This window comes from Streptomyces sp. AA4 (assembly GCF_000158875.1).
GTDB lineage: Bacteria > Actinomycetota > Actinomycetes > Mycobacteriales > Pseudonocardiaceae > Amycolatopsis.
In genome coordinates this window covers 4,449,331-4,472,358 of record NZ_GG657746.1, presented here as the reverse complement: position 1 = coordinate 4,472,358, position 23,028 = coordinate 4,449,331, and the positions used below count along the sequence as shown (strand labels likewise).

Annotated in this window: 15 protein-coding genes; 7 read left to right on the top strand and 8 right to left on the bottom strand. The window is 70.2% G+C overall.

Features of this window, described 5'->3' with window-relative positions:
* Positions 1-27 precede the first annotated feature (27 nt).
* Complete coding sequence (locus SSMG_RS20565; protein WP_009079066.1) at positions 28-438, bottom strand: NUDIX domain-containing protein; 411 nt, start codon at positions 436-438, stop codon at positions 28-30.
* Positions 439-484: 46 nt separating this feature from the next.
* Positions 485-1,246 (bottom strand): hypothetical protein, encoded by a 762-nt coding sequence (locus SSMG_RS20560; protein ID WP_009079064.1) that lies wholly within the window; start codon positions 1,244-1,246, stop codon positions 485-487.
* A 292-nt stretch (positions 1,247-1,538) separates the two neighbouring features.
* Here SSMG_RS20560 and SSMG_RS20555 point away from each other — a divergent pair, with 292 nt between their 5' ends.
* A complete protein-coding gene (locus tag SSMG_RS20555) occupies positions 1,539-2,318 on the top strand; it encodes a BPL-N domain-containing protein (RefSeq protein ID WP_009079062.1) in 780 nt (259 codons plus the stop codon).
* 116 nt (positions 2,319-2,434) lie between these two features.
* Positions 2,435-7,042: a DUF11 domain-containing protein gene (locus SSMG_RS20550; RefSeq protein WP_009079060.1), complete on the top strand. Its 4,608-nt coding sequence runs from the start codon at positions 2,435-2,437 to the stop codon at positions 7,040-7,042.
* A gap of 91 nt (positions 7,043-7,133) precedes the next feature.
* Here SSMG_RS20550 and SSMG_RS20545 read toward each other — a convergent pair whose 3' ends face one another.
* The 4 genes from SSMG_RS20545 to SSMG_RS20530 all read right to left on the bottom strand — a co-directional run bounded on the left by SSMG_RS20545 (position 7,134) and on the right by SSMG_RS20530 (position 10,874).
* On the bottom strand, positions 7,134-7,664 hold the full coding sequence (locus tag SSMG_RS20545; protein ID WP_037714318.1) for a hypothetical protein: 531 nt from the start codon (positions 7,662-7,664) through the stop codon (positions 7,134-7,136).
* Positions 7,665-7,758: 94 nt separating this feature from the next.
* On the bottom strand, positions 7,759-8,910 hold the full coding sequence (locus SSMG_RS20540; protein ID WP_009079056.1) for a sulfotransferase: 1,152 nt from the start codon (positions 8,908-8,910) through the stop codon (positions 7,759-7,761).
* A 10-nt stretch (positions 8,911-8,920) separates the two neighbouring features.
* Positions 8,921-9,700 (bottom strand): SDR family oxidoreductase, encoded by a 780-nt coding sequence (locus SSMG_RS20535; RefSeq protein WP_009079053.1) that lies wholly within the window; start codon positions 9,698-9,700, stop codon positions 8,921-8,923.
* A 4-nt stretch (positions 9,701-9,704) separates the two neighbouring features.
* Positions 9,705-10,874, bottom strand: coding sequence for a DUF1214 domain-containing protein (locus SSMG_RS20530; protein ID WP_037714316.1), 1,170 nt, complete (start codon positions 10,872-10,874; stop codon positions 9,705-9,707).
* Between the two features lie 85 nt (positions 10,875-10,959).
* On the opposite strand from SSMG_RS20530, the gene SSMG_RS20525 reads away from it, so the two are divergent.
* Positions 10,960-11,847 carry a helix-turn-helix domain-containing protein gene (locus tag SSMG_RS20525; protein WP_009079050.1) on the top strand — a complete coding sequence of 296 codons (888 nt, stop codon included), beginning with the start codon at positions 10,960-10,962 and terminating at the stop codon, positions 11,845-11,847.
* A 9-nt stretch (positions 11,848-11,856) separates the two neighbouring features.
* On the opposite strand, the gene SSMG_RS20520 is transcribed toward SSMG_RS20525, so the two are convergent.
* On the bottom strand, positions 11,857-12,330 hold the full coding sequence (locus tag SSMG_RS20520) for a nuclear transport factor 2 family protein (protein WP_009079048.1): 474 nt from the start codon (positions 12,328-12,330) through the stop codon (positions 11,857-11,859).
* Positions 12,331-12,412: 82 nt separating this feature from the next.
* Between SSMG_RS20520 and cysD the strand changes: the two genes are divergently transcribed.
* Together cysD and cysC are read left to right on the top strand one after the other, a co-directional pair.
* Positions 12,413-13,330, top strand: a complete 918-nt coding sequence (gene cysD, locus SSMG_RS20515; protein WP_009079046.1) for a sulfate adenylyltransferase subunit CysD — start codon at positions 12,413-12,415, stop codon at positions 13,328-13,330.
* Positions 13,330-15,159 (top strand): adenylyl-sulfate kinase, encoded by a 1,830-nt coding sequence (gene cysC / locus SSMG_RS20510; RefSeq protein WP_037714313.1) that lies wholly within the window; start codon positions 13,330-13,332, stop codon positions 15,157-15,159. The genes cysD and cysC overlap by 1 nt, the downstream gene beginning before the upstream one ends.
* A 69-nt stretch (positions 15,160-15,228) precedes the next feature.
* Here the strand turns inward: cysC and SSMG_RS20505 are convergent, their stop codons facing one another.
* Positions 15,229-15,810 (bottom strand): hypothetical protein, encoded by a 582-nt coding sequence (locus SSMG_RS20505; RefSeq protein WP_009079042.1) that lies wholly within the window; start codon positions 15,808-15,810, stop codon positions 15,229-15,231.
* A 286-nt stretch (positions 15,811-16,096) separates the two neighbouring features.
* Here SSMG_RS20505 and SSMG_RS20500 point away from each other — a divergent pair, with 286 nt between their 5' ends.
* Positions 16,097-21,814 carry a type I polyketide synthase gene (locus SSMG_RS20500; protein WP_009079040.1) on the top strand — a complete coding sequence of 1,906 codons (5,718 nt, stop codon included), beginning with the start codon at positions 16,097-16,099 and terminating at the stop codon, positions 21,812-21,814.
* Positions 21,811-23,019 (top strand): cytochrome P450, encoded by a 1,209-nt coding sequence (locus SSMG_RS20495; RefSeq protein WP_009079039.1) that lies wholly within the window; start codon positions 21,811-21,813, stop codon positions 23,017-23,019. Before SSMG_RS20500 ends, SSMG_RS20495 begins: the two co-directional genes overlap by 4 nt.
* The last annotated feature ends 9 nt before the right edge of the window (positions 23,020-23,028 follow it).

Genomic DNA, 23,028 nt, shown 5'->3' with positions numbered 1-23,028 from the left:
GCGGCCGATCGCTTTGGGCCGGACTGTCTACTGTGGAGTGCCGCCGAGCAGGCCGGTCTCGCGCAGGTGGTCGAAGATGACCTGGTCGACCGGGGACACGGCGCCCCGGTCGGCGTAGGTCAGCCAGACGATCTCCGCGATCTCGCTGCGGGGCTGGAGAGTGCCGCGGTAGTCGGCGGTGTAGCAGGTCATCTGGACGGTGATGCCTGCCGCGTGGCCGTGCGCCTGGGCCCGGAAGGTACCGAAATGCCGCGCGCTCTCCGGCACGATGGCGACGGCGAGTTCCTCGTCGATCTCGCGGACGAGCGTCTGGAGATCGGTCTCGCCGGGTTCGCGTTTGCCGCCGGGGAGGTAGTAGACGTCCTTGCCCCGGGAGCGGGTGCTGAGGATGCGGCCTTCGTCGAATCGGATCCAGGCGATCTTGTCGATGACGGGCACGGATGTCCTTTCGAAGGTGACGCCTTCTCCTGCGGCCAGGCGCGGATCAAGCTACCGGCATGAACCGGGCGACGTCGGCCAGGGCTTTCAAGGTCGGACCGTCGAGGTGCCCGGCGGCAGTGTCGGCCTCCGCCACGACGAGGGCATTCTTGTCCCGGCGGTCGCGATAGTTCAACCCGGTGAACGACACGCCGGCGATGCCGAGCGCGAGGGAGATCTCCAGCGGCCGCACGTCGCCGCTTCCCTGCACCGTCTCTACCTCCTGGAAGCTGTTGCGCTGGCCGGCGGACTTGAACCCGACCCGCACAACGGACACGACCGCGGCGTTGCCGTGTCCGTCTCCGACCGCCAGCAGCATCCGGTCCAGAGAGGTGCACGGCGTGTGAGCCAGGAATTCGCGCACTCTGCCGGTGGCTGCGGAAAGGCACTCGGCTTCGTGCTCGAACCTGTGCCGGAGTTCTTTCATTTTCATCCGGCTCCAGGACTCTTTCCGGTTGCCCTTCTTGGCGGACTCTCGAGCTTTCGCGGTGCGTTGCGAGAGGGTGCGTCCGGGAAGCCCGTCGACGACGTCGGCGGCGACGTTGTCTGCGAACACGCTGCCAGCGCTTGTGCCGGAACCGGCGAGGCCGCCCACTGCGGCGCCCGAACTGCCCGTCGCGATGGCGACGGCCGCTGCCGCCGCGACCGCCACGCCGCCGCCCTTCTTCTTGCCCCCGCCGCCGTCCAGTTTGACTTTTCGGCCATCGGACAACGTGACCCACCCGGTGTCAGTCGCCATCATTCTCCCCTCGGAACCGGAAACGACCACCGCCGCCGCAGTGGTGCGGACTGGATCGGTCGCCCGGCGTTTTCTGTTTCACGGCTGCGCTGAATCACCGCCAGTGTGAGAGGTGGCACCCGACAGAAACCGGGCCGCGGACGGCGTGATACCCCTGGATGGAGCGGTGTCCGGGATGGGTGGGTGAGGGCGGCCTCGGTTGAGGGGCGAGGGTAGCTCACGACATGATCGACACCGGAGGAGGTCAGCGTGCCGACCCTGCCCATTCAAAGGATAACGAGTCCGATAAGCTAACAGGTAGTGCGACCAGAGGAGAGAAACGATGCCCCGTCGGCCTTGGCGACGGTTGCTGTGCGGCCTCCTCTCCGCCACCCTCCTCACCGCAGCCTGCGGCCAGCCGCGAGATGAGGCGGCGCCTCCCGCGCCCCGCAGCGCAGTAGCGCCGCTCGCGTTGGTCTACAACGGACCGCAGGGGTGTGCGGAATGCGGGCCCGCCGTGGCTGATCTGCTGCGCAGGGCGCCGCAGCATTACCGGGTCGAGTATGTCGGGCCCGGGACCGGGAAGCCGCTCACCGCGGCGGTGCTGGCGGAGGCCCAGCTGTACGTCCAGCCGGGCGGCGGCCAGGACCTCGACCGGACGTGGCGGGACCTGGACGGCTCCGCCGACGCGGTGCGCGACTGGGTTCGCCAGGGCGGCAGCTACCTCGGGCTGTGCTTCGGCGGGTACCTCGCGGGCCGCGATCCGGGGTTCGGGCTGCTGCCGGGCGACACGCGCGGGTACGCGGGTTCTCCCGGTTCCGCGGTGGCGGACGAACGCGACACGGTCGTCGAGGTCAGCTGGCGCGGGCAGCCGCGGCATATGTATTTCCAGGACGGGCCCGAGTTCCGGCTGAACGACGGGGCCGACGCGACGGTGCTGGCGACCTATCCGAACGGTGCGGCCGCGGTGGTCGTCGCGCCGTACGGCAAGGGGCGGGTCGGCGTCAGCGGGCCGCATCCGGAGGCTGACGCGTCCTGGTACGACGACGAGGGGCTGACCAATCCGGACGGTGTCCGGACGGATCTCGCGTACGAGCTGATTCAGGCCACTGTCTCGCGGTAGCGAAAAGGGAAATGCACCGCTATTTCCCGTGGCTAAGGCGACCTCAAGTGGGTGACTTGTGCGCCTGGTCGCGCTTTCGAGTTGTCCAGGGTCGTTCGCGTTGATTCGATGCGATCATGGTGCGCTGGGCGGGTGGGAGCGGGAAAGCGATCCGGCGGTCGGCCGCGCAGTTTCTCGTGCTGGCGGTCGCGGTGTCGGGCCTGGCGGTGGGCGGTGCGGTTCCCGCGTCGGCGCAGACGTGGCCGGTCGAAGGGGAGCGGAGTCCGTCCGTATTCGACTGCGACCATCTTTATTACAGCAATTTCCGCTCGGGCATGCAGTTCCGCACGAACGCGGCCGGGGACGCCGAGATTGAGAACACGGTCGTCAGCAAACGGGCGGGCAGCGGGCCGCCGGATTACTGGTCGACCGACATGGCCCTCGGCAAGGACCCCGACACCGGCCGCCCGGCGGCGTTCTACTCCAGCTACACGAGCGCGAACCGCACGCTCTACAAGCACGTTTCCGGCACCGACGAGGTCACCGACCGGATCGCGGCCGGCGAGACCCGCGAGCTGCCCGCCGGGACGAACTGGGGCGGGACCGCCGCGGACCCGAACACCGGGATGCTGTTCGGCGCGCAGAACGGCGGCGCGCCGAAGCTGTTCGGGATGAACCTGGCGACCGGCGCGACGACAGTCTGGACCAGGGGCTCGAACCTCGCGCCGGTGCCGTCGGACGACCCCGTGTTCCTCGGCGGCTCCCTGGTGCCGGACCTGTTCGTGGACGCCGACGGCGGCGCGTACTACGGCATTTCCTACGGCGGTTCGACCTACGTCTACCGGCTCGATCCGGCGACCGGGACGACGACGCGGGCGGTGCGCGTCGTCGGACCGGGGTCGGGCAACGGGTTCAACAACTACGGGATGGCGTACTTCCACGGGTCGATCTACCTCGGCTACTACGGCGGCGCACTGTACAAAGTGGACCCGCGGACCGGGGCGTCGACACCGGTGCCGGGCGGCAACGCCCAGGACAACCAGGTCGGCCGCATCAAGTCCGAATCCGGCGGCTCCTGGCCGATCACCGACCTGGCCAGCTGCTCGATCGCGCCGAACCTGACCTCCCGCCTCGTCGTGCGCAAAACCGCCAGCGAGCAGACGGCCAAGCCGGGGGACACCGTGCGGTACACGGTGACCATCGCCAACGAGGGCGACGCGCCCGCCCCGGCCGCGCGGCTCACCGACGACCTGAGCGCGGTCCTCGACGACGCCGCGTACAACAACGACGCGGTCACCACGACCGGCGGTGCGCCGACGCCGACCCAGCCGGGTTACGCCGGGCAGAAGCTGACCTGGACCGGGGCGATCGCGCCGGGCGACACGGTCACCCTGGCGTACTCGGTGACCGTGGGGAAGCCGCCCGGCGGGGACAAAAAGCTGACCAACGTCGTGACGGTTCCGGAAAGCAATTGCGCTGAGGCGTCGAAGGATCCGGCGTGTGCGACGGTAGTGCCGATCGCCACGTTGAAGATCGCGAAACACGCGTCGCCCGCCAACCCCAGCCCGGGCAGCGTCGTGTCGTACACGGTGACTGTGACCAACGACGGCACGGCGGATTGGGCCGGGGCGAGTGTTGCTGACGATCTGACGGACGTCCTCGACGACGCTGCCTACAACAACGACGCCCGGGCCACCGGATCCGGCACCGTGGCTTACGAACCAGGACGGGCGCTGCGCTGGACCGGCGATGTCAAGGCGGGCACCACGGTCACCATCACCTACTCGGTGACGGTCGCCGACCCGCCGCGCGGGAACCGTCGCCTGATCAACCGGGTAGTGGGCCCGGACGGCTCGAACTGCGGCACGGACCCTTCCTGCACCACGGACGAACCCATTTCCGGCGTGGTGATCCGGAAATCGGCCTCACCCGCGACCGCGAAGCCCGGCGACACCGTGACCTACACGATTACCGCCGAGAACATCGGCGGCGCGACGGCGAGCGCGGTAAAGCTGACTGACGATCTCACCGGCGTGGTCGACGAGGCGGCGTACAACGACAATGCCGTTGCCATGATCGGCGGCACTGCTGCCGCTACGCAACCGGGCTACGACCCGAACACGGCGAAACTCACCTGGACCGGCGACATTCCGGCCGCGCAGACCGTCACGATCAGCTACACGGTCACGGTGGCCTCGCCGCCGCGCGGGGACCGCAACCTGCGCAACACGGTGACCGGCCCTGCGGATTCGAACTGTGCGCCGAACAGCACGGATTGCTCGACCGAAACCCCGATCGGCGCGCTCGAAATCAAGAAGACCGCGGACCGGACCGACGCCAAGCCCGGCGAGCGGGTCGGCTACACCGTGACCGTGCGCAACATCGGCGAGGCCGCTTACCCCGGAGCGACGTTCACCGACGACCTCTCCGGCGTCCTCGACGACGCGACCTGGAACAACGACGCGACCGCCACCTCCGGCACGACGTCCTTCGCCGCGCCACGCCTGAACTGGACGGGCGACGTCCCGGCGGGCGCCACGGTGACCGTGCGCTACTCCGTCACCGTCGGCGCCCCGCCCGCCGGAGACAAACACCTGCGCAACCTCGTCACCGGCCCGGACGGTTCGACCTGCCCGCCCGGCTCCGCCGACCCGGACTGTGGCACCGACACCGGCGTCGGCACCCTGGAATTGTCGAAGACCGCGGCACCCGCGACCGCGCAGCCCGGGGACAAGGTCACGTACACGGTGACCGCCCGAAACACCGGCACTGCAACGTATCGAGGGGCGGGTTTCACCGACGACCTGAGCCGCGTTCTGGACGACGCGACGTACAACAACGACGCCACCGCCACCTCGGGTTCCGTCGCCTACGCCGCACCGAATCTGACGTGGACCGCTGATCTGCCCGCCGGCGCGACCGTGACGATCACCTACTCGGTCACCGTCCGTGCAACGCAGACCGGCGACAACGAACTCCGCAACGCGGTCACCGGGCCGCCCGATTCCACCTGCCCGCCCGGAAACACCGCGCCGGACTGCAATCCGGTGACCCCGGTCGCCCGTCTGCACGTCAAGAAGACCGCGTCCCCGTCCGACCCGCGACCCGGCGACACCGTCGCCTACACCGTTCTGGTCGCCAACGACGGCAAGGCGACTTACCGCGGCGCAGCCGTCACCGACGACCTGACCGGCGTCCTCGACGACGCCACCTACGACAACGACGCCCGCGCGACCAGCGGCACGACTGCCTACACCGCACCGAAACTGACCTGGAGCGGCGACGTCGAAGCTGGCGCGACGGTGACGATCACCTACACCGTCACCGTGCACAATCCGCCGCGCGGCGATAAAAAACTCGCCAACGCGGTCACCGGCGCCGACAACTGCCCGCCCGGCGGGAGCGATCCGGACTGCGGCACGGTCACGCCGCTGCCCGCGTTGAAGATCACGAAGACCGCGACCCCGGCCGAGATCAAGACCGGCGACCGGGTCAGCTACACGGTCACCGTCGAGAACGTCGGCGAGGCCGATTACCGTCGTGCGTCGTTCACCGACAACCTCACGGGCGTGCTCGACGACGCGACCTACAACGGCGACGCCAAGGCGGACACCGGCACTGTCGTGCTCGCACCGCCGACCCTGACTTGGACCGGAGACCTGGCCAAGGGCGCCACGGCGACGATCACCTACTCGGTTACCGTCACGAATGCCGGGGACCACCGGCTCGTCAACACCGTCACCGGAAATGGCTCGAACTGCCCGGAGGGCTCGGCCGATCCGGGCTGCCGCGTGATCCTGCCGAAGCCGCACCTGCGGATCGCCAAGACCGCCGATCCGGCGATCGCTCAACCCGGCGGGAAGGTCACCTACACCGTGACCGTCCGCAACCTCGGCGAGGCGTCGCAACCGGACGCGTCATTCACCGACGACTTGTCCGGCGTACTGGACGACGCCGCCTACAACGGCGATGCCACAGCGACCGGCGGGACCGTCCACTTCGTCCAGCCGCGTCTACAGTGGACTGGCTCGCTCGCGCCGGGTGCGGAGGTCACCATCAGGTATTCGGTGACCGTCGGGGACCCGCCGCGCGGCGACCGGATCTTGCGCAACGCGGTCACCAGCCCGGACGACACCAACTGCCTGACCCGAGACCCGGTGTGCGGCACCGAAACCCCGGTCCGCGAGATGACGATCGCCAAGCGAGCCGGCGTGCCGACGGCGAAACCGGGGGAGAAGGTCACGTACACCGTCGACCTCGTCAACACCGGCAGCGCTGCCTACCCGGACGCGACCTTCGTCGACGACCTCGCCGACGTTCTGGACGACGCCACGTACAACCAGGACGCTCAGGCCACCAGCGGGTCCGTCGAGCAGACGGGCTCGAAGCTGACCTGGCACGGGACGCTGGCGGTCGGCCAGACCGTCACGGTCGTCTACTCGGTCACCGTCAAACCCGAAGCCACCGCCGGAAACCGCCTGCGCAACGTCGTGGTCTCGCCGAATCCGGGGACCAACTGCGTCACCGGCGCCGAACCCGGCTGCGGCACGACCACTCCGGTGACCCCGCCGACCGGGCCGCCCGGAACTCCGCCGACCACTCCGCCGGGCGTCCCGCCGACCGGCCCGGGGCCGCTGGCCTCGACGGGCACGCCGCTCTGGAACCTCCTGCTCGGCTCAGTCTTCAGCTTGCTCACCGGCTTCGCGTTGCTGGTCGCCGCCCGGCGCAGGAGCCGGCGAAGCTGAAAAGCGTCGGCGGACCCGCCGTGAGGAAGGCAGGGTGCCGGGTTCGCCGTGGTGCGGCACGACGTCGTGCTCGGCGAGCTTCTGACCGGCCTCAGTTCGGCGGCTGCTGAGGACCTTCGCCGGGGGTGGCCTGAGGCGGCTGCGAGTACCCGGACTGCTGACCGGGATCCGCCTGCGGATAGCCAGGTTGCGGCTGCCCGGGCTGCGGATACCCCGGCTGGCCGTACCCGGTCTGCGGATACCCGGGCTGCCCGCCCGTCGGGTAGCCGCCCGGTGCGAAACCGGGCTGCGGGGCGCGGCCGCCCTTCGCCACCGCGAGCACGACCAGCAGCCACGACAGCACTTCGAGAAGGCCGAGCGGGATGCCCACGGCCAGGAAGATCGCCGACATCTCGTCGCTGCTCAGGTGATCCGACGCCATCCACGACGCGACGTTCGTCAGCATGAGCCGCCAGGCGATGTTCAGCGCCGTGGTGACCAGCATGACCACGAAGGCGGCCACCATCATCCCGGAGCCGCCCCGCGAACGTCGGCCGAGCGCGAGGATCAGGCCGAACAGCCCCACGATCAGCAGCAACGCCAGCGGGAGGACCTGGAGGATCGTGTTGGTGAAGGTCGTCATACCTGCTCTCCGCTCAAGGAAGGTCAGGCAGATCCTAGGGGGCGGGCCGACGCCCCGGGGCCGGTTCGCCGAAGACGCCGGTCTCGAAACGGCTTCAACTCGGGTGTGCCGCACCGAACCGCTCGTCGACCTCTTCGGCGGTCAGGCCGAAGTCGGCGAGGTCGTAGCGGTGCCTCGGTTTCGCGTCCCCGGTGCGGCTCCGCTCGTGCAGCACGGTCATCGCGTCGCGCGCTCGCGGGGTGAGGCCCAGTCCGAAATGCCGGTAGACCCCCTCGACGGTGCCGATCGGGTCGGCGACGAAGTCCTCGTACCGGACGTCGCAGAACTGCGCGGGATTGTGCCGGGCGCGAGCGGCCGCGAACCGTTCCGCGCCGCGGGCCCACAGGTCGAGCTGGCTGCGTCCGACGACCTCGCCGCGGAACGTGTCCGACCAGCCTTCCGAAGCCTGTTCGGTCAGGCTGCACACCGACGCGATGATCGTGCTGGGCGCGCGATGGGTCTGCACGACCAGCGCGTCCGGGTAGACCTCCAGCAGCGCGTCGAGGGCGAACAGGTGGCTGGGGTTCTTGAGCACCCAGCGGCGGCCGGCGTCGGGCAGCCCGATGAGCTGCAGGTTGCGCCGGTGCCTGCGGTAGGCGTCGGTCCAGTCCTGGCCGTCGAGCCAGCGCGAGTAGCCGGGCACGTGCGCGAGGCATTCGTACGACACGGATTTCATCGACTGCCGCAGCAGCTGCCAGCATTCCTCGACCTGGTCCGCCGACATGTGGTGCAGGCCCATGAACTCCGGATGCTCGACGTGGTGCTGCTCGTATCCGGCCTGGATCGCTTGGAAGACCGGGTTTTCCGGCCAGGTCTCGCGCGGCGGGCGCGGCTGCGGCATTTCGGTCAGCCATACCTCGAGGCCCTGGTGCGCCGGGTCTTCGGTGAGCAGCCGGTGCAGCGCCGTGGTGCCGGTGCGCGGCAGGCCGGTGACGAAGATCGGCCGCTCGATGGGGACATCGGCGTACTGCGGGTGCTGCTTCCACGAGGCTTCGCTCAGCAAGCGCGCGACCAGCGCCCCGCGCAGGAAAGCACGGTGGACTTTGTTGCCGTACGGGGTCAAATCGGCTTCATGGGTGTAGGAATCGAGCAGGACGCGCAAGCCTTCGAGGTGTTCGTCGCCGCCGAAATCGTCGAGGCCGGTGAGTTTCGCGGCGGACGCGTGGAGGTCTTCGACCGTGCCGACGCTGTCTCGTCCTGGACGCATGCTCTTCCCCTCAGTGGTGGTATTCGCCGGCGTTGACGTCGAGGCATTGCCCGGTGACGCAGCGGGCGAGCGCGGACGCGAGGAACACGACGGTGTCGGCGATCTCGTCCGGTTCCGGGAGGCGGCGCAGATCGATGGTCTCCGCCGTTTCCGCGTACACCTGTTCCGCGGGCACGCCGCGTTCCTTGGCCAGGTAAGCGAAATACCACTTGAGCGAGTCCGCCCAGATGTAGCCCGGCGCGACGGAGTTGACCCGGATCCCCTGCGGTCCGAGTTCCGACGCGAGGCTTTGCGCGAGCGCGAGCAGACTCGCCTTCGCCATTTTGTACGCGCCGAAAGTGCGTCGGGAATGCCGCAGCACCGCCGAATTGATCATTACGACCGAACCGGCGCTCTCGGCGAGCGCTGAGGTGCACAGCCGGGTCAGCCGGAGTGCGGCAAGCACGTTGGTTTCGAAGCCGGCGCGCACCGCGTCGAGATCGACGTCGGCGAGATCGGTGATCGGCGGAATCGCGAAAGCGTTGTTCACCAACGTGTCCAGCCGTCCGAACTCGCTCAGCGCGGTCTCGACGAGCTTGGTCGCCGAGGCGTCGTCGGTGATGTCGGCCGGCACCGGAACGGCGCGGCGGCCGAGTGCCTCGACCTCGGCGGCGACCTCGGCGAGCCGGGATTCGGTGCGGGCCGCGAGGACGACGTCGGCCCCGGCGGCGGCGGACCGCAACGCGATGGAGCGGCCCAATCCCGGGCCGATTCCGGACACGAGAACGACTTTGCCGGTCAGGAGGTCCATGGTTTCAGCCCAGCATCCTGGCCGCGACCGCGGCCTGTCGCGCGGCGATCCGCTGTGCCCATTCCTCCGGGGTCACGCGGGCCTCGGAGTGGTAGGGCAGCCGGCCGGGCAGTTCGTCGAACTTCACGACCTCGACCTCCGGCCCGTCGGCCGCGGTGAGTTCGCGGGAAAGCCGCTGCCAGCGGATCTGGACGTAGCCGCGGTCGTGCCCGGTGCGTTCGAGCCAGTTCGCGACGCCGGGGTCGCGTTCGCTGATCACGAACCGCAGCTTGCCGTCCGGGTCGGCCCGCGCCTGGTCGGCGGTGAGGCTGGTCTGGTGGTGCACGTAGTCGAGCGAGACATACCAGGTGCTGCCGAGCTGAATGCCCTGGTACGGCGCGTCCGAACGGGGCACGGTGACGATCATGACCTCGTCGTCGGCGAGTTCGTAATGCCCGGCCGAGGAGTACTGCGTGGGCAGGCCGCCGGGCGTGCTGCGCGGTTCGGTCATCGTGTTCACCGGCAGGTTCAAGTAGAACCACTTCGGGAAGGCGAGGAACGTCCGCAGCCGGCTGAGCAGGATTTTTCCGGTGACGCCGTACCGTTTCTCCATCGCGGTGCGGGTCAGCGCGGGCGGGGCCTGGCCGGTGGTGTCCGCGCAGCGAAGCTGGATCGTGCCGCGCCGTTCGGTGGCCCAGTCGCTGTAGACCTCGCGGACGACGAGCATCGACGACCCGGGGCCGAGCACGAAATAGCCGGGCCCGGGATCGGGTTTCGCCGGGCCGAAGCGGATCTCGAAGGAACCGTCGGCGGCGACGGGGATGTCGCGGTCGTCGAACGCGGTCACGCTGTCGGGCACCTCGACCGGCGTGTAGTCCCCGTTGAGGACCTGGAAGCTGAGGTCGGCGGTGGTGCCGCGGGTGCCGGTGACGACGTATTCGCGGTCCTCGCGGATGTTCGCGTTGAAGTACAGGGTGTCCGGGTTGTCCAGGCCCATTTTCGTGTACGGGCCGGTGGAGAGGGTGAAGTACGGGAAGTCCCGGTCGTAGGCCCACGCCGTCTGGACGGACGCCCGGATGCTGCCCGCGAGGTAGTCGTAGCCCTCGATCAGGTCCTGTTCGGTGCGCACGTGCGGGGCCTCGGCGATGATCTTTTCGGCTTCGGCGATCGCGCCGGCGAGCGGTTCGGTCAGCACCGGAGACTCCTCACTGGTCCAGATCTGTACCGGAGTGGTACGTTCGACGGGTACCGAGACTAGAACGCGTTCTAAGGACGGGTCAATGGCGGTATCCCGGCGCTCGCCGCCGACCGAACGGGTCGTGCGGTTGCTGGACTATTTCGCGGCGCGGCCGGGGCAGCGGTTCGGGCTGTCCGCGCTGGCCCGCGAACTGGGCCTGAGCAAGCCGACCTGCCTCGGCATCCTGACCGAGCTGACGGCGAGCGGATACGTGGTCCGCGACCCCCGGACCACGACGTATCGCCTGGGCCCGGCGACGATCGCGGCCGGACGCGCGGCGGCGGAAGGCTTCGGCGCCAGCGAGATCGCCCGTGCGCACCTGGAAGAGCTGAGCGCCCGGTACCAGGCGACGTGCACCGCGTCGGCGGTGGTGGACGGGCGCATCCTGATGCTGCAGAGCGCCGGGCCGGGCAAGGTGCGGCTCGGCGAGACGTATCCGTTCGCGCCGCCGGTCGGGCTGATGTACGTGCTGTGGGACGCCGACTCCGCCTTCGACGCCTGGCTCGCGACGCCGCCCGCGGTGCCGGTCCGGCTGGACGAGGCGTACCTGCGGCGGGTGGTCGCGGAGTGCCGGGAACACGGCTATCTGGTGGAAAGCCTGACGTCGGCGGGCCGCCGGCTCTACACGCTGATGGCGGGCGTGGCCGCGGGCGACCTGCCGCCCGAGGTGCGCGGGCTCGTCGGCGAGCTGGTGTCGAGCCTGGGGGAGCGGGTGTACCTCGGCGCGGACCTGGAACCGCGGAAGAAGCACGCGGTGAGCCTGCTGGCCGCCCCGACCGTCGACGCGTCGGGGCGGCAGGAACTGGTGCTGACGTTGTCCGTCGGGGAGCCGATCACCGGTGCGGAAATCGCCCGCCGGGGCGCGGCTTTGGCGGCCGTCGCGGACGCGGTGACGGCGGAGGCGGGCGGCGTCCGTCCTGCTCGGCGCTGACCGCCGGGGTCAGGCCGGCTGGCCCCACATGTTCGCGGTCAGCTTCCAGCCCGGCTGGTCCTTCATCGTGGCCAGCGTTTCGTACAGCCGTTCGTACCCCGTGCTGCTGATCCGCCACCCGCCGTCCTCGCGCCGGTACGTGTCCTCGTAGTACGCGGCGCCCTCGATCACCACCCGGTGCTCGGCGACGATCACCTTGTCCTGGAACAGCCACCGGCCGGTCGCGGTGTCGCCGTCGATCTCGATTTCCGGGTGCCCGGCGAAGTGCATTGTCGTGATGCCGGGGCCGACGGTGGTGCGCAGGAACTCCATGAGCGCGTCGCGGTTGTGGAAGTTCAGCGGTTCGCCGTAGGCGGGCGTGCCGTAGTGCACGCGGGCGTCGGCGGTCAGCGTCTCCGCCATCTCGTCCCAGCGCTTCAGGTCGAGGCACCGGAGGTAGCGGAATTTCACGCGGCGGATTTCTTCGAGCGCGGCCAGATCCATCCGTTCAGCGTCCTCCGCCGCTTGACCGAGCGCAAGAACCTGTTCTACTTTTCTGGTCTCGAACCTCGGAAGGGCGGATCCGATGGCGACCCAGGCACCCCCGGCGTACGAGCTGAGCCACCTCGGTGCGCTCGAAGCCGAAGCCGTGCACGTCTTCCGCGAGGTCGCGGCGACCTTCGAACGGCCGGTGCTGCTGTTCTCCGGCGGCAAAGACTCGATGGTGATGCTGCACGTCGCGGCGAAGGCGTTTTGGCCCGCGCCGCTGCCGTTCCCGGTGATGCACGTCGACACCGGGCACAATTTCGACGAGGTCATCCAGTTTCGTGACGAAGTCGTCGCGCGCTACGGCTTGCGATTGCTGGTCGCGAGCGTCCAGGACGACATCGACGCGGGGCGAGTCGTCGAAGACCCGAAGGCGGGCCGGAACCGGCTGCAGACGGCCACGCTGCTGCGCGGCATCCGCGAGAACGGCTTCGACGCGGTGTTCGGCGGCGCGCGACGCGACGAGGAGAAAGCCCGGGCCAAGGAACGCGTGTTCAGCTTCCGCGACGAGTTCGGGCAATGGGATCCGCGGCGGCAGCGTCCGGAACTGTGGAATCTCTACAACGGCAGGCATCGCAAGGGCGAGCACATCCGGGTGTTCCCGCTGTCGAACTGGACCGAGCTGGACATCTGGCAGTACGTCGAAGCGGAGGGCGTGACCCTGCCGTCGCTCTATTACGCGCACCGCCGGCCGGTGGTCCAGCGCGACGGAATGCTCCTCGCCGAAACCCGGTTCCTGACCGTGTCCGAGGGCGAAGTTCCTTATCCGGCAACGGTGCGCTTCCGCACGATCGGCGACGCGACTTGCACCGGGTGCGTCGAATCGACTGCTTCCTCGCCCGCGGAAGTAGTGGCCGAGGTCGCCGCGACGCGGGTCACCGAACGCGGCGCGACCCGGGCCGACGACCGGATTTCCGAGGCCGGGATGGAAGACCGCAAAAAGGAAGGCTACTTCTGATGGGCGGGGTTACGACGGTGCGGCTCGCGACCGCGGGCAGCGTGGACGACGGCAAATCGACCCTGATCGGCCGGTTGCTCTTCGATTCCAAGACGGTCTTCACCGATCAGCTCGAAGCGATCGAACGCACGAGCCGGGACCGCGGCGACGCGTACCCGGATCTTGCCCTGCTGACCGACGGGCTGCGCGCGGAACGCGAACAGGGCATCACCATCGACGTCGCGCACCGGTATTTCGCCACGCCGAAGCGGAAGTTCATCATCGCCGACACCCCGGGGCACGTGCAGTACACCCGGAACATGGTCACCGGAGCGTCCACTTCGGACGTCGCGCTGATCCTGGTCGACGCGCGCAAGGGCGTGCTCGAGCAGTCGCGCCGGCACGCGTTCCTGGCCAGTCTGCTGGGCATCCGGCACCTCGTGGTGTGCGTGAACAAAATGGATCTCGTCGGTTGGTCGCAGGAACGGTTCGAGGAAATCCGCGAGGAGTTCCGTCGCTTCGCGATGAAGTTGCAGACCCCGGATCTGACCTTCGTGCCGATGTCCGCGCTGCACGGCGACAACGTGGTGCACCGGGGCGCGAGCATGCCTTGGTACGAAGGCACTTCGCTGCTGCACCATCTGGAGCAGGTGCACGTGGCCTCCGATCGGAATCTGGTCGACGCGCGGTTTCCCGTGCAGTACGTGATTCGCGAGCACAGCCGGGATTTCCGCGGCTATGCCGGGACCGTGGCCGGTGGCGTGTTCAAGCCCGGCGACGAGGTGACCGTGCTGCCGTCCGGGTTCACCACGACTGTGCGCGCGATCTGGGGTCCCGGCGGGGTCGAGGTGCCCGAGGCGTTCGCGTCGCTGGCGGTCACGATCGAGCTTGCCGACGAGCTGGACCTCAGCCGCGGCGACCTGATCTGCCGCCCGGGCAACCGTCCGCACGTCGGCCAAGACGTCGACGCGATGGTGTGCTGGTTCTCCGAACAGGCGGCACTCGTTCCGGGCGCGAACTACCTGGTCCGGCACACGACCCGCGAGACCAAGGCCGAGGTCCGCTCCCTCGACTACCGGCTCGACGTCACCACGCTGCACCGCGACGAGACCGCGGAGTCGTTGTCGCTCAACGAGATCGGCCGGATCCGGTTGCGGACCCGGCAGCCGCTGCTGTTCGACCCCTATGCCCGCAACCGGCCGACCGGCGGCTTCCTGCTGGTCGACGAGCACTCCGGCGACACCGTCGGCGCGGGCATGATCACCGGCCCGAGCGCGACCGCGCCGAACGTGGTCTGGCATCCGGCGGCGGTGTCGAGGGACGAGCGCGCGACCCGCGGCCGGACGGTGTGGCTCACTGGGCTGTCCGCCTCGGGCAAGTCGAGCGTGGCCGTGGAGCTGGAGCGCAGGCTGGTCGCCTCGGGCCGCCCCGCCTACCTGCTCGACGGCGACAACCTCCGGCACGGGCTCAACGCCGACCTCGGATTCGCCCCGGCGCAGCGGGCCGAGAACATCCGCCGTGTCGCGGAGGTCGCCAAGCTGTTCGCCGACGCCGGGGTCGTGGCGGTGGTGTCGCTGATCAGCCCCTACCAGGCAGACCGCGAACTCGCCCGGGCCGTGCACGAAGCCGCGGGTCTGCCGTTTCTCGAAGTTTTCGTCGACACCCCGCTCGAAGTGTGCGAGGACCGCGATCCGAAGGGCATGTACGCGAAGGCGCGCGCGGGCGAAATCACCGGGTTCACCGGAGTGGACGCTCCGTACGAACGGCCCGTGTCCCCGGACCTGGTGCTGCGCCCGGAAAACGGCGACCCGGCCGCGATGGCCGCATTGGTGCTCGCCGCTCTCGAGTGACGCCAAGCCGGATCTGGCGCGGCTCACCGTCGAGGCAGCCGATGCCCCGGCGGTGAGCCGACGGTCTAGCTAGCGCGACAGGGCCAGGCACCGGATGCCGAAGCGGTCGCCGTAGCTGTTGAAATAGGAGACCAGGCTGAAGCCTTTGGCCACCCAGGCCGGATTCTGCCAGCGGCACGCGGCGTGGAAGTCGATGGGCACCGACGTTCCGTGCCCGACACACCGCCAAGACGCGACATTGTCGCCGACGCTGGCGTCGGAATAGCCGAGAGAGTTGCAGTATTGGTTGACCGCGATTCCGCCGACATCCGCGTACGCGGACGGATTGGCCCAGCAGCGGCCGCCGTTGTTGGTCACGGTGAATCCGGCCGCCACCAGGTCGGAGAATTGCCACCGGCAGGCGGCCGTCAGCGGCACGGCGGTGTCGATTTTGTGGTTTCCGACGCAGAACCAGACGTCGGAGCGCCGGGTGACGTCCGCGAAGCCGTTCGCCTGGCAGAACTCGCGGAGCAGCATGCCGCCGAGGTCGCCGACCGTGGCCGGCGAAGCGGGCTTCGCGGGTGCCGCGGACGCAGCGGGGGAAATGAGCAGGAATGCGAGGAACGCGCCGCCCAACGCGGCCAATAGCGAACTCAACCGTGATGTTTTCATCGGAATCCGTCCGTCTCTGTCCGGAAGTATCGCTTTGGGTGCGCCTCGCGAAGCGGTCCGGGTATCGTTGCGCGCCGGGACGGGTGAGCACAATCAGCCTATGAGCGTAAGGCGTGGCGTCATTCGCGCCGCCTCCCGTCCTTCCTCCCGCGACCACGGCGATCCGGCCCCGACCCCGGCAAACGACCGCTAATCGGACTTCCGGGGCGGTATTAGGGGGTGGCAGGGATCTTGCCGGTGCGTAACGTCGGGCCGGTCACGCTGCACATCTAGCCCTGGGGGGCCGTTGAGCGAGTCGGAACGCACTCTGGTCGCCGCACTGCGTACGTCGTTGAAGGAGAATCATCGGCTCAAAGACGAGAACCGGCGGCTGCTCGGGGCGGCCGCGGGAGCGGAACCGGTCGCGATCGTCGGCGCGGGGTGCCGGCTGCCGGGCGGGATCGAGACGCCGGACCAGCTGTGGCGGCTCCTCGCGCGCGGCGGCGACGCGATCGGCGGGTTCCCGGACGACCGCGGCTGGGACGTCGAGCGGCGGTACGACCCCGAAGGCGCCCGGCCGGGCTCGATTTCCGTGCGGGAGGGCGGGTTTCTCGCCGGAGCGGGCGATTTCGACGCCGGGCTGTTCGGGATCAGCCCCCGCGACGCGCTGCTGATGGACCCGCAGCTGCGGCTCCTGCTGGAGACCGGGTGGGAATCGCTGGAGCGGGCCGGGATCCCGCCGCGTTCGCTGGGCGGCAGCCGGACCGGCGTGTTCACCGGCGTGATGTACCACGACTATCCGGGCAGCTTCGCCGCGTCGGGCATGGTGTCCGGCCGGGTGGCCTACACGTTCGGGCTGCAGGGGCCGGCGATCACGGTGGACACCGCGTGTTCGTCGTCGCTGGTCACCGTGCACCTGGCAGCTCAGGCACTGCGCGCGGGGGAGTGCGAACTCGCGCTCGCGGGCGGCGCGACCGTGATGTCGACGCCGCGCACCTTCGTCGAATTCAGCAAAGACGGCACGCTGTCGCGTGGCGCGCGGTGCCGGAGTTTCGCCGAATCCGCAGACGGCACCGCGTGGTCCGAAGGCTCGGCAATGGTGGTGCTGCAACGGCTTTCGGACGCTCGCCGATCCGGTCGGCCGATTCTGGCCGTGGTGCGCGGAAGCGCGGTCAACTCCGACGGCGCGTCGAACGGCATCACCGCGCCGAACGGTCCGGCGCAGCGTCGCGTGATCCGGCAGGCATTGGCGTCGGCCCGGTTGTCGGCCGCGCAGATCGACGTCGTGGAGGCGCACGGGACGGCGACGCCGCTCGGCGATCCCATTGAGGCGCAGGCGCTGCTGGCCACTTACGGCGCGGACCGGGGCGACGGGGAGCCGCTGCGGCTCGGGTCGTTGAAGTCCAATCTCGGGCACACGCAAGCCGCGTCCGGCGTCGCGGGGCTGTTGAAGCTGGGGCTCGCGTTGCAGCACGAACTGCTGCCGAAGACCTTGCACGTCGACGCGCCCAGCAGCCGGATCGAGTGGTCCTCCGGCGAGGTCGAATTGCTGACCGAGGCGACGCCATGGCCGCGCGGTGCTCGGCCGCGGCGAGGGGCGGTGTCCAGTTTCGGGTTGAGCGGGACGAACGCGCACGTCGTCGTGGAGGAAGCCCCGCTCCTCGCGGAACGAGCGGCGGACGATGGGGTGGCGGTGCCGGTGGTGCTCAGCGGGCACGATCCGGCGGCGCTGCGGGCACAGGCGGAACGGCTGGCGGAGCGGTTGCGCGCGCAGCCTCATCTCCGGCTGGCGGATGTGGCTCGGACTCTCGCGACCGGACGCACGCATCTCGAGCATCGGGCGGTGGTCGTCGCGCGGGATCGCGAGGAACTGCTGGCCGCACTGGACGATCCGCCCGCCCGGGTGGCGCGTGGCGAAGGAGCGTTGGCGTTCCTGTTCTCCGGGGGCGGCTCGCATCGGAGCGGCATGGGCGAGGAACTTGCCGCCGCGTATCCGGTGTTCGCGGCGGCGTACGCCGCGGCTTGCGCGGAACTCGACCGGCATCTGGACCGTCCGCTGCGGGAAGCGATCGGCGGTGCGCTCGACGAGTTCCGCTACAGCCAGGCAGCGCTGTTCGCGATCGAGGTCGCGCTGTTCCGGCTGGCCGAATCGTGGCAGCTGCTTCCCGACGTCCTTTGTGGACACTCCGGGGGCGAGCTGGCCGCCGCGCATTGTGCGGGCGTGCTGTCGCTCGCGGACGCGGCGGAGCTGGTCGTTTCGCGGGCGACGCTGATGCAGGCCCAGCCGCGCGGCGCGATGGCGGCGATCGAAGCCGAGCCGGAGGAGTTCGCCGGGGAAGCGGTCGACGTCGCGGTGGTCAACGGCCCGCGCGCGGTCGTCGTCGCCGGGGAGGAGGCGGCGGTGCTGGCCGTCGTCGCCCGGTTTTCCGCCGAGGGGCGGCGGACGAAGCGGCTGGCACTGGCGGTCGGTTCGCATTCGCGGCTGATGGACCCGGTGCTGGAGCCGTTCCGCGCGCTCGCGGCGCGGGTCGAGTACGCCGCGCCCGCGGTGCCGATCGTCTCCACGGTCACCGGCGAGCCGATCGGATCCTTCGACGCGGACTACTGGGTGCGCAACATCCGGCGCACGGTCCGGTTCGGCGACGCGGTCCGCACGCTGGAGAGCCAAGGCGTCACGCGGTTTTTCGAACTCGGCGCGGACGGGCCGTTGACCGCGCTGCTGCCGGACGCGCCACTGGCGGTCGCCGCCTTGCGCCGAGACGCGCCCGAGGACGTCGCGATCGCCGAGGCGATCGGGCAACTGCACGCCGACGGCGTCGCTCTGGACTGGGCCGCGGTTCTCGCCCCTCGCGCGGCGGCGCTGATCGACCTGCCGACGTACCCCTTCCAGCGCGAACGCTACTGGCTGTCCGCTTCGGACGAGGCCGGAGACCTGTCCGCGACCGGGCTCGAAGCCGCCGGGCACCCGTTGCTCGGCGCCGCGGTCCCGCTCGCCGACGGCGACGGATTCCTGCTGCACGGCCGGATTTCGACCGCCGCACAGCCGTGGCTGGCGGGGCACGCCGTCGGCGGCTCGGTGCTGTTCCCCGGCACCGGTTTCCTGGAACTCGCTCTGCGCGCCGGCGAGGAGACCGGCGGCGCGCGGGTCCAGGAGCTGACCGTGCACGCGCCGCTGGTGCTGGACGCCGACGGGGTCCGGATTCAGGTCCGCGTCGGTGCCGGTGACGAGGCTGGGGTACGGCCGGTGAGCATCCACGCGCAGTCCGGCGACGGGCCGTGGGTGCGGCACGCGGACGGTGTGCTGGCTCCGCCCGGTCCATTACCGGACCCGGTGCTGGCTTGGCCGCCTGCCGGAGCGGAGGAGATCGATCTCGACGGGATGTACGAGCTTCTGGCGGAGCGCGGCGTGGAGTACGGGCCGTTGTTTCAGGGACTGAAGACCGCTTGGCGGCGCGGGGACGAGGTGTTCGCCGAGGTTTCCCTGCCGGAATCCGCGGTGCTGGACGCCGCGGCGTTCGGCCTGCATCCTGGGCTGGCCGATTCGGCGCTCCACGCGATCGGCCTCGGACCGTCGACCGGGGCGGGGACGCTCCTGCCGTACTCGTGGTCCGAAGTGGACTTGTGGGCGGCTGGCAGTTCCGAACTTCGGGTGCGGGTGACGCCGCTGGCCGAGAACACAGTTTCCCTCTTCTTGACGGACTGTTCGGGCAATCCGGTGGCCACCGTCGGCTCGCTGGCGTTGCGGCCGGTCACCGGCGTACGGCGGGTTCCCCGCTCCGGGACGCTGCTCCGTCCGGAATGGACTGAGTGCACCCTCGCCGACGGGGGCGCGGAGGACGTCCAGACCTTGGTGGTCGAGCCAGGTGCGGACGCCGCCGCGGCACAGCGCGAGCTTCACCGGATTCTGCCCGCGCTGCGCACTGCGCTCACCGGCGAGCGTCGGATTGTGGTCGTCACTCGCTACGCGGCTGGGTTGCCTGGCGAACCGGTCGATCTGGCCGGTGCGGCCGTGGCCGGGCTGGTCCGTTCCGCGCAGACCGAACATCCGGGCCGGATTGTGCACCTGGACACCGACGCGTCACCGCCCGAGGAGTTGATCGCCGCCGCTCGTGAGCCCGCTGTCGTCATCCGCGGCGAGCGGACGCTGGCCCCGCGCCTGGTCGCCGTCGAAGCCGCCGAGAGCGCGGAATGGGGCCTGGGACCAGTGCTGATCACCGGCGGGACCGGGCAGCTCGGCCGGTTGGTGGCCGAACACCTCGTCCGTGAACACGGCGTCCGGGAGCTGGTGCTGGCGAGCCGAACGGGCCGAGGCGGCGATGATCTCGTTGCTGAACTGGCCGCTTTGGGCGCGCGGGTCGAGGTGGCGGTCTGCGATCTCGCCGACCGGTCCGCCCTCGCCGCGCTGCTGGCCGCGCACCCGGTCACCGCGATCGTGCACGCGGCGGGCGTCCTGGCCGACGGGATGCTCGCGTCGCTGACCCCGGACCAGCTCGACGCCGCATTCGAGGCCAAAGCCACCGCCGCCTGGAACCTGCACGAACTCGCCGGGGACGTGGACAAATTCGTCCTGTTCTCGTCCGCCGCTTGGATCCTCGGCGCGCCGGGCCAGGCCAACTACGCGGCGGCGAACGCGTTCCTCGACGCCCTCGCCCAGCACCGCCGCGCGCTCGGGCTGCCCGCGCAGTCGCTGGCCTGGGGATTGTGGAACTCCGACGAACGCACCGGCGGCCTCACCGCTGAGGCAGGCTTGGCGCTGTTCGACGCCGCCCTCGCCGACCCGGCACCGGTACTGGCCCCGCTGCGACTCGACACCTGGCGCGGCGACGACGTCCCGTCGCTGCTCCGTGCCCACGTGCGGACACCCCGGAGGGCAAGCGGTTCTGCCGCCGCCCGACTGCGCCGGACCCCGCCAGGCGAGCGTCGCGAACGGCTGGCGGAACTGGTCGGCGCGCAGGTCGCGGCGGTACTGGGCCATGCGGAGACGGTCGAACCCGGCCGCGCGCTGCCCGGCCTCGGTTTCGACTCGCTCACCGCGGTCCAGGTGCGCAACCGGCTGTCCGAACTGACCGGCCTGACCCTTGGCGCGACGCTGGTGTTCGATCACCCCACCGTCGCGGACCTGGCCGAATTCCTGAACGAGTCCTTTTCGGACACTCCTGCGGCACCGGCGGTCTCGACACCGGCAGACCCGGTCGCGCGGTTGTTCGCCGAGGCAGTGGCGGCCGGGCGGGTACCGGAAGGCGTCGCGCTGCTCGGTGCCGCGGCGAACCTTCGCCCGTCCTTCCACCAAGCGCCTACCGGATCGCGGCCGATCCGGTTGGCCGACGGACCGCGGCGGCCCGCACTGCTCTGCGTGCCCTCGCCAGCGGCGATGACCGGTGCCGTCCAATATGGACGCTTGGCCGCGCCGTTCCGCGGCGACCGGCGGTTCTCCGTGCTGTCCCTGCCCGGCTTCACGGTGGACGAGCCGCTTCCGGCCGACCTCGCCACGCTCGTCGCGGCACTCGCCGAGCAGGCCCGCGAAGCTGCCGAAGACGAACCGTTCGCCTTGCTCGGCTATTCCTCCGGCGGCCTGCTGGCCGAAGCCGTCGCGGCGGAACTGGCGCGGACCGGCCGTGCGCCGGCGGGGCTGTGCCTGCTGGACACCTACGAAATCGGCGGCCCGGCCGAGCGCGCGGTCCACGCGATGGCCGGGGAAGTGCTGACCCGCCAGGACGACGGCGGATTCGACCGCGCCCAGCTGACCGCCATGGGCCGCTACCTCGGGCTGCTCGCCGCCGCGGGGCCGCCGGACCTCCGGGTCCCGACCGTGCTGCTGCGCTCCGCCCGCAGCTTCGGGGACGGGGCCGGGGCGGCTTGGCAGACGACGTGGTCGCGGGCCGACCGCGTGGAAACCGTGCCCGGGGACCATTTCAGCCTCGTCGCCGAGGACGCGGAGAGCACCGCCTCGGCAGTCGGGGCATGGCTGGAATCCGTGGCAGAACCGATCGTCGAAACCGTTACCGGACTTGGGAGTTCGTCGTGAACCGTGGAGTGTGCCCGTACCCGTTCGAACCGTCGGCGCTGACTGTCGACGCGCGGTACGCCGAGATGCGCGAGCAGCAGGGGATGAGCCGGGTGCGGCTGCCGTTCGGCGGGGAGGCGTGGCTGGCGACGCGGTACGAGGACGTGCGGGCCGTGCTGGTGGACCGGAGGCTGATGCGGAGCCTGACGGTCGGCAAGGACGCGCCGCGCGGGACCGAGGCGATCGAGAGCGAAAGCTCGATCATCACCATGGACCCGCCGACGCACTCCCGGCTGCGGCGGCTCGTCGCGGCCGCCTTTACGCCGAAGCGGGTGGAAACGCTGCGCCCGCGGATCCAGGAAATCGCCGACGGCCTGATCGACGGGATGATCGAGCAGGGCCCGCCGGCGGACCTGGTGTCGTCCTTCTCGATCCCGCTGCCGATCACCGCGCTGTGCGAGCTGCTGGGCGTGCCGCAGGAGGATCGCGACAAGGTGCACACGTGGACCGACACGATGCTGATGCTCAGCGGCGAGGGCCTGGACCACACCTCGATCATGACCGCGCAGAGCGAATTGTGGGGCTACATCGCCGGCCTGGTCGCGGAACGCCGCGAGACGCCGACCGACGACCTGATCGGCGCGCTCGTGCGGGCCCGCGACGACGAGGGCCGGCTGACCGAGGGCGAGCTGATCGACCTGTCCGGCGGAATCCTCGCCGTCGGCCACGAGACGACCGCGAACCACATCTCCAACCTGCTCTACACGCTGCTCACGAATCCGGACCAGCTGGCCCGCCTGCGCGCCGACCCCGGCCTGATGCCGTCGGCGGTCGAGGAACTGCTGCGGTTCGTCCCGCTCGGCGCGAGCGCCGGGTTCGCGCACATCGCGAGCGAGGACGTCGAAATCGGCGGCCAGCTGATCCGCAAGGGCGAGGCGGTGTTCGCCGACCTGGAGGGGGCGAACCGCGACGCGACCGTGTTCGAGTGCCCGGAGGATTTGGACTTGGCCCGGACGCGCAATCATCACGTCGGTTTCGGTCATGGTCCGCATCATTGCCTGGGCGCCCAGATGGCGCGGTTGGAGCTGCAGGTCGCGTTGGGGACGTTGCTGGCGCGGTTCCCGGATCTGGAGCTCGCGGCGGAGGTGCCGTGGCTGACGGCGCGACGGCAGCGGGGGCCGGAGCGGCTGGAGCTGACCTGGACCACTGCGTTGCCTGCGCAGTGATCGGGCTAG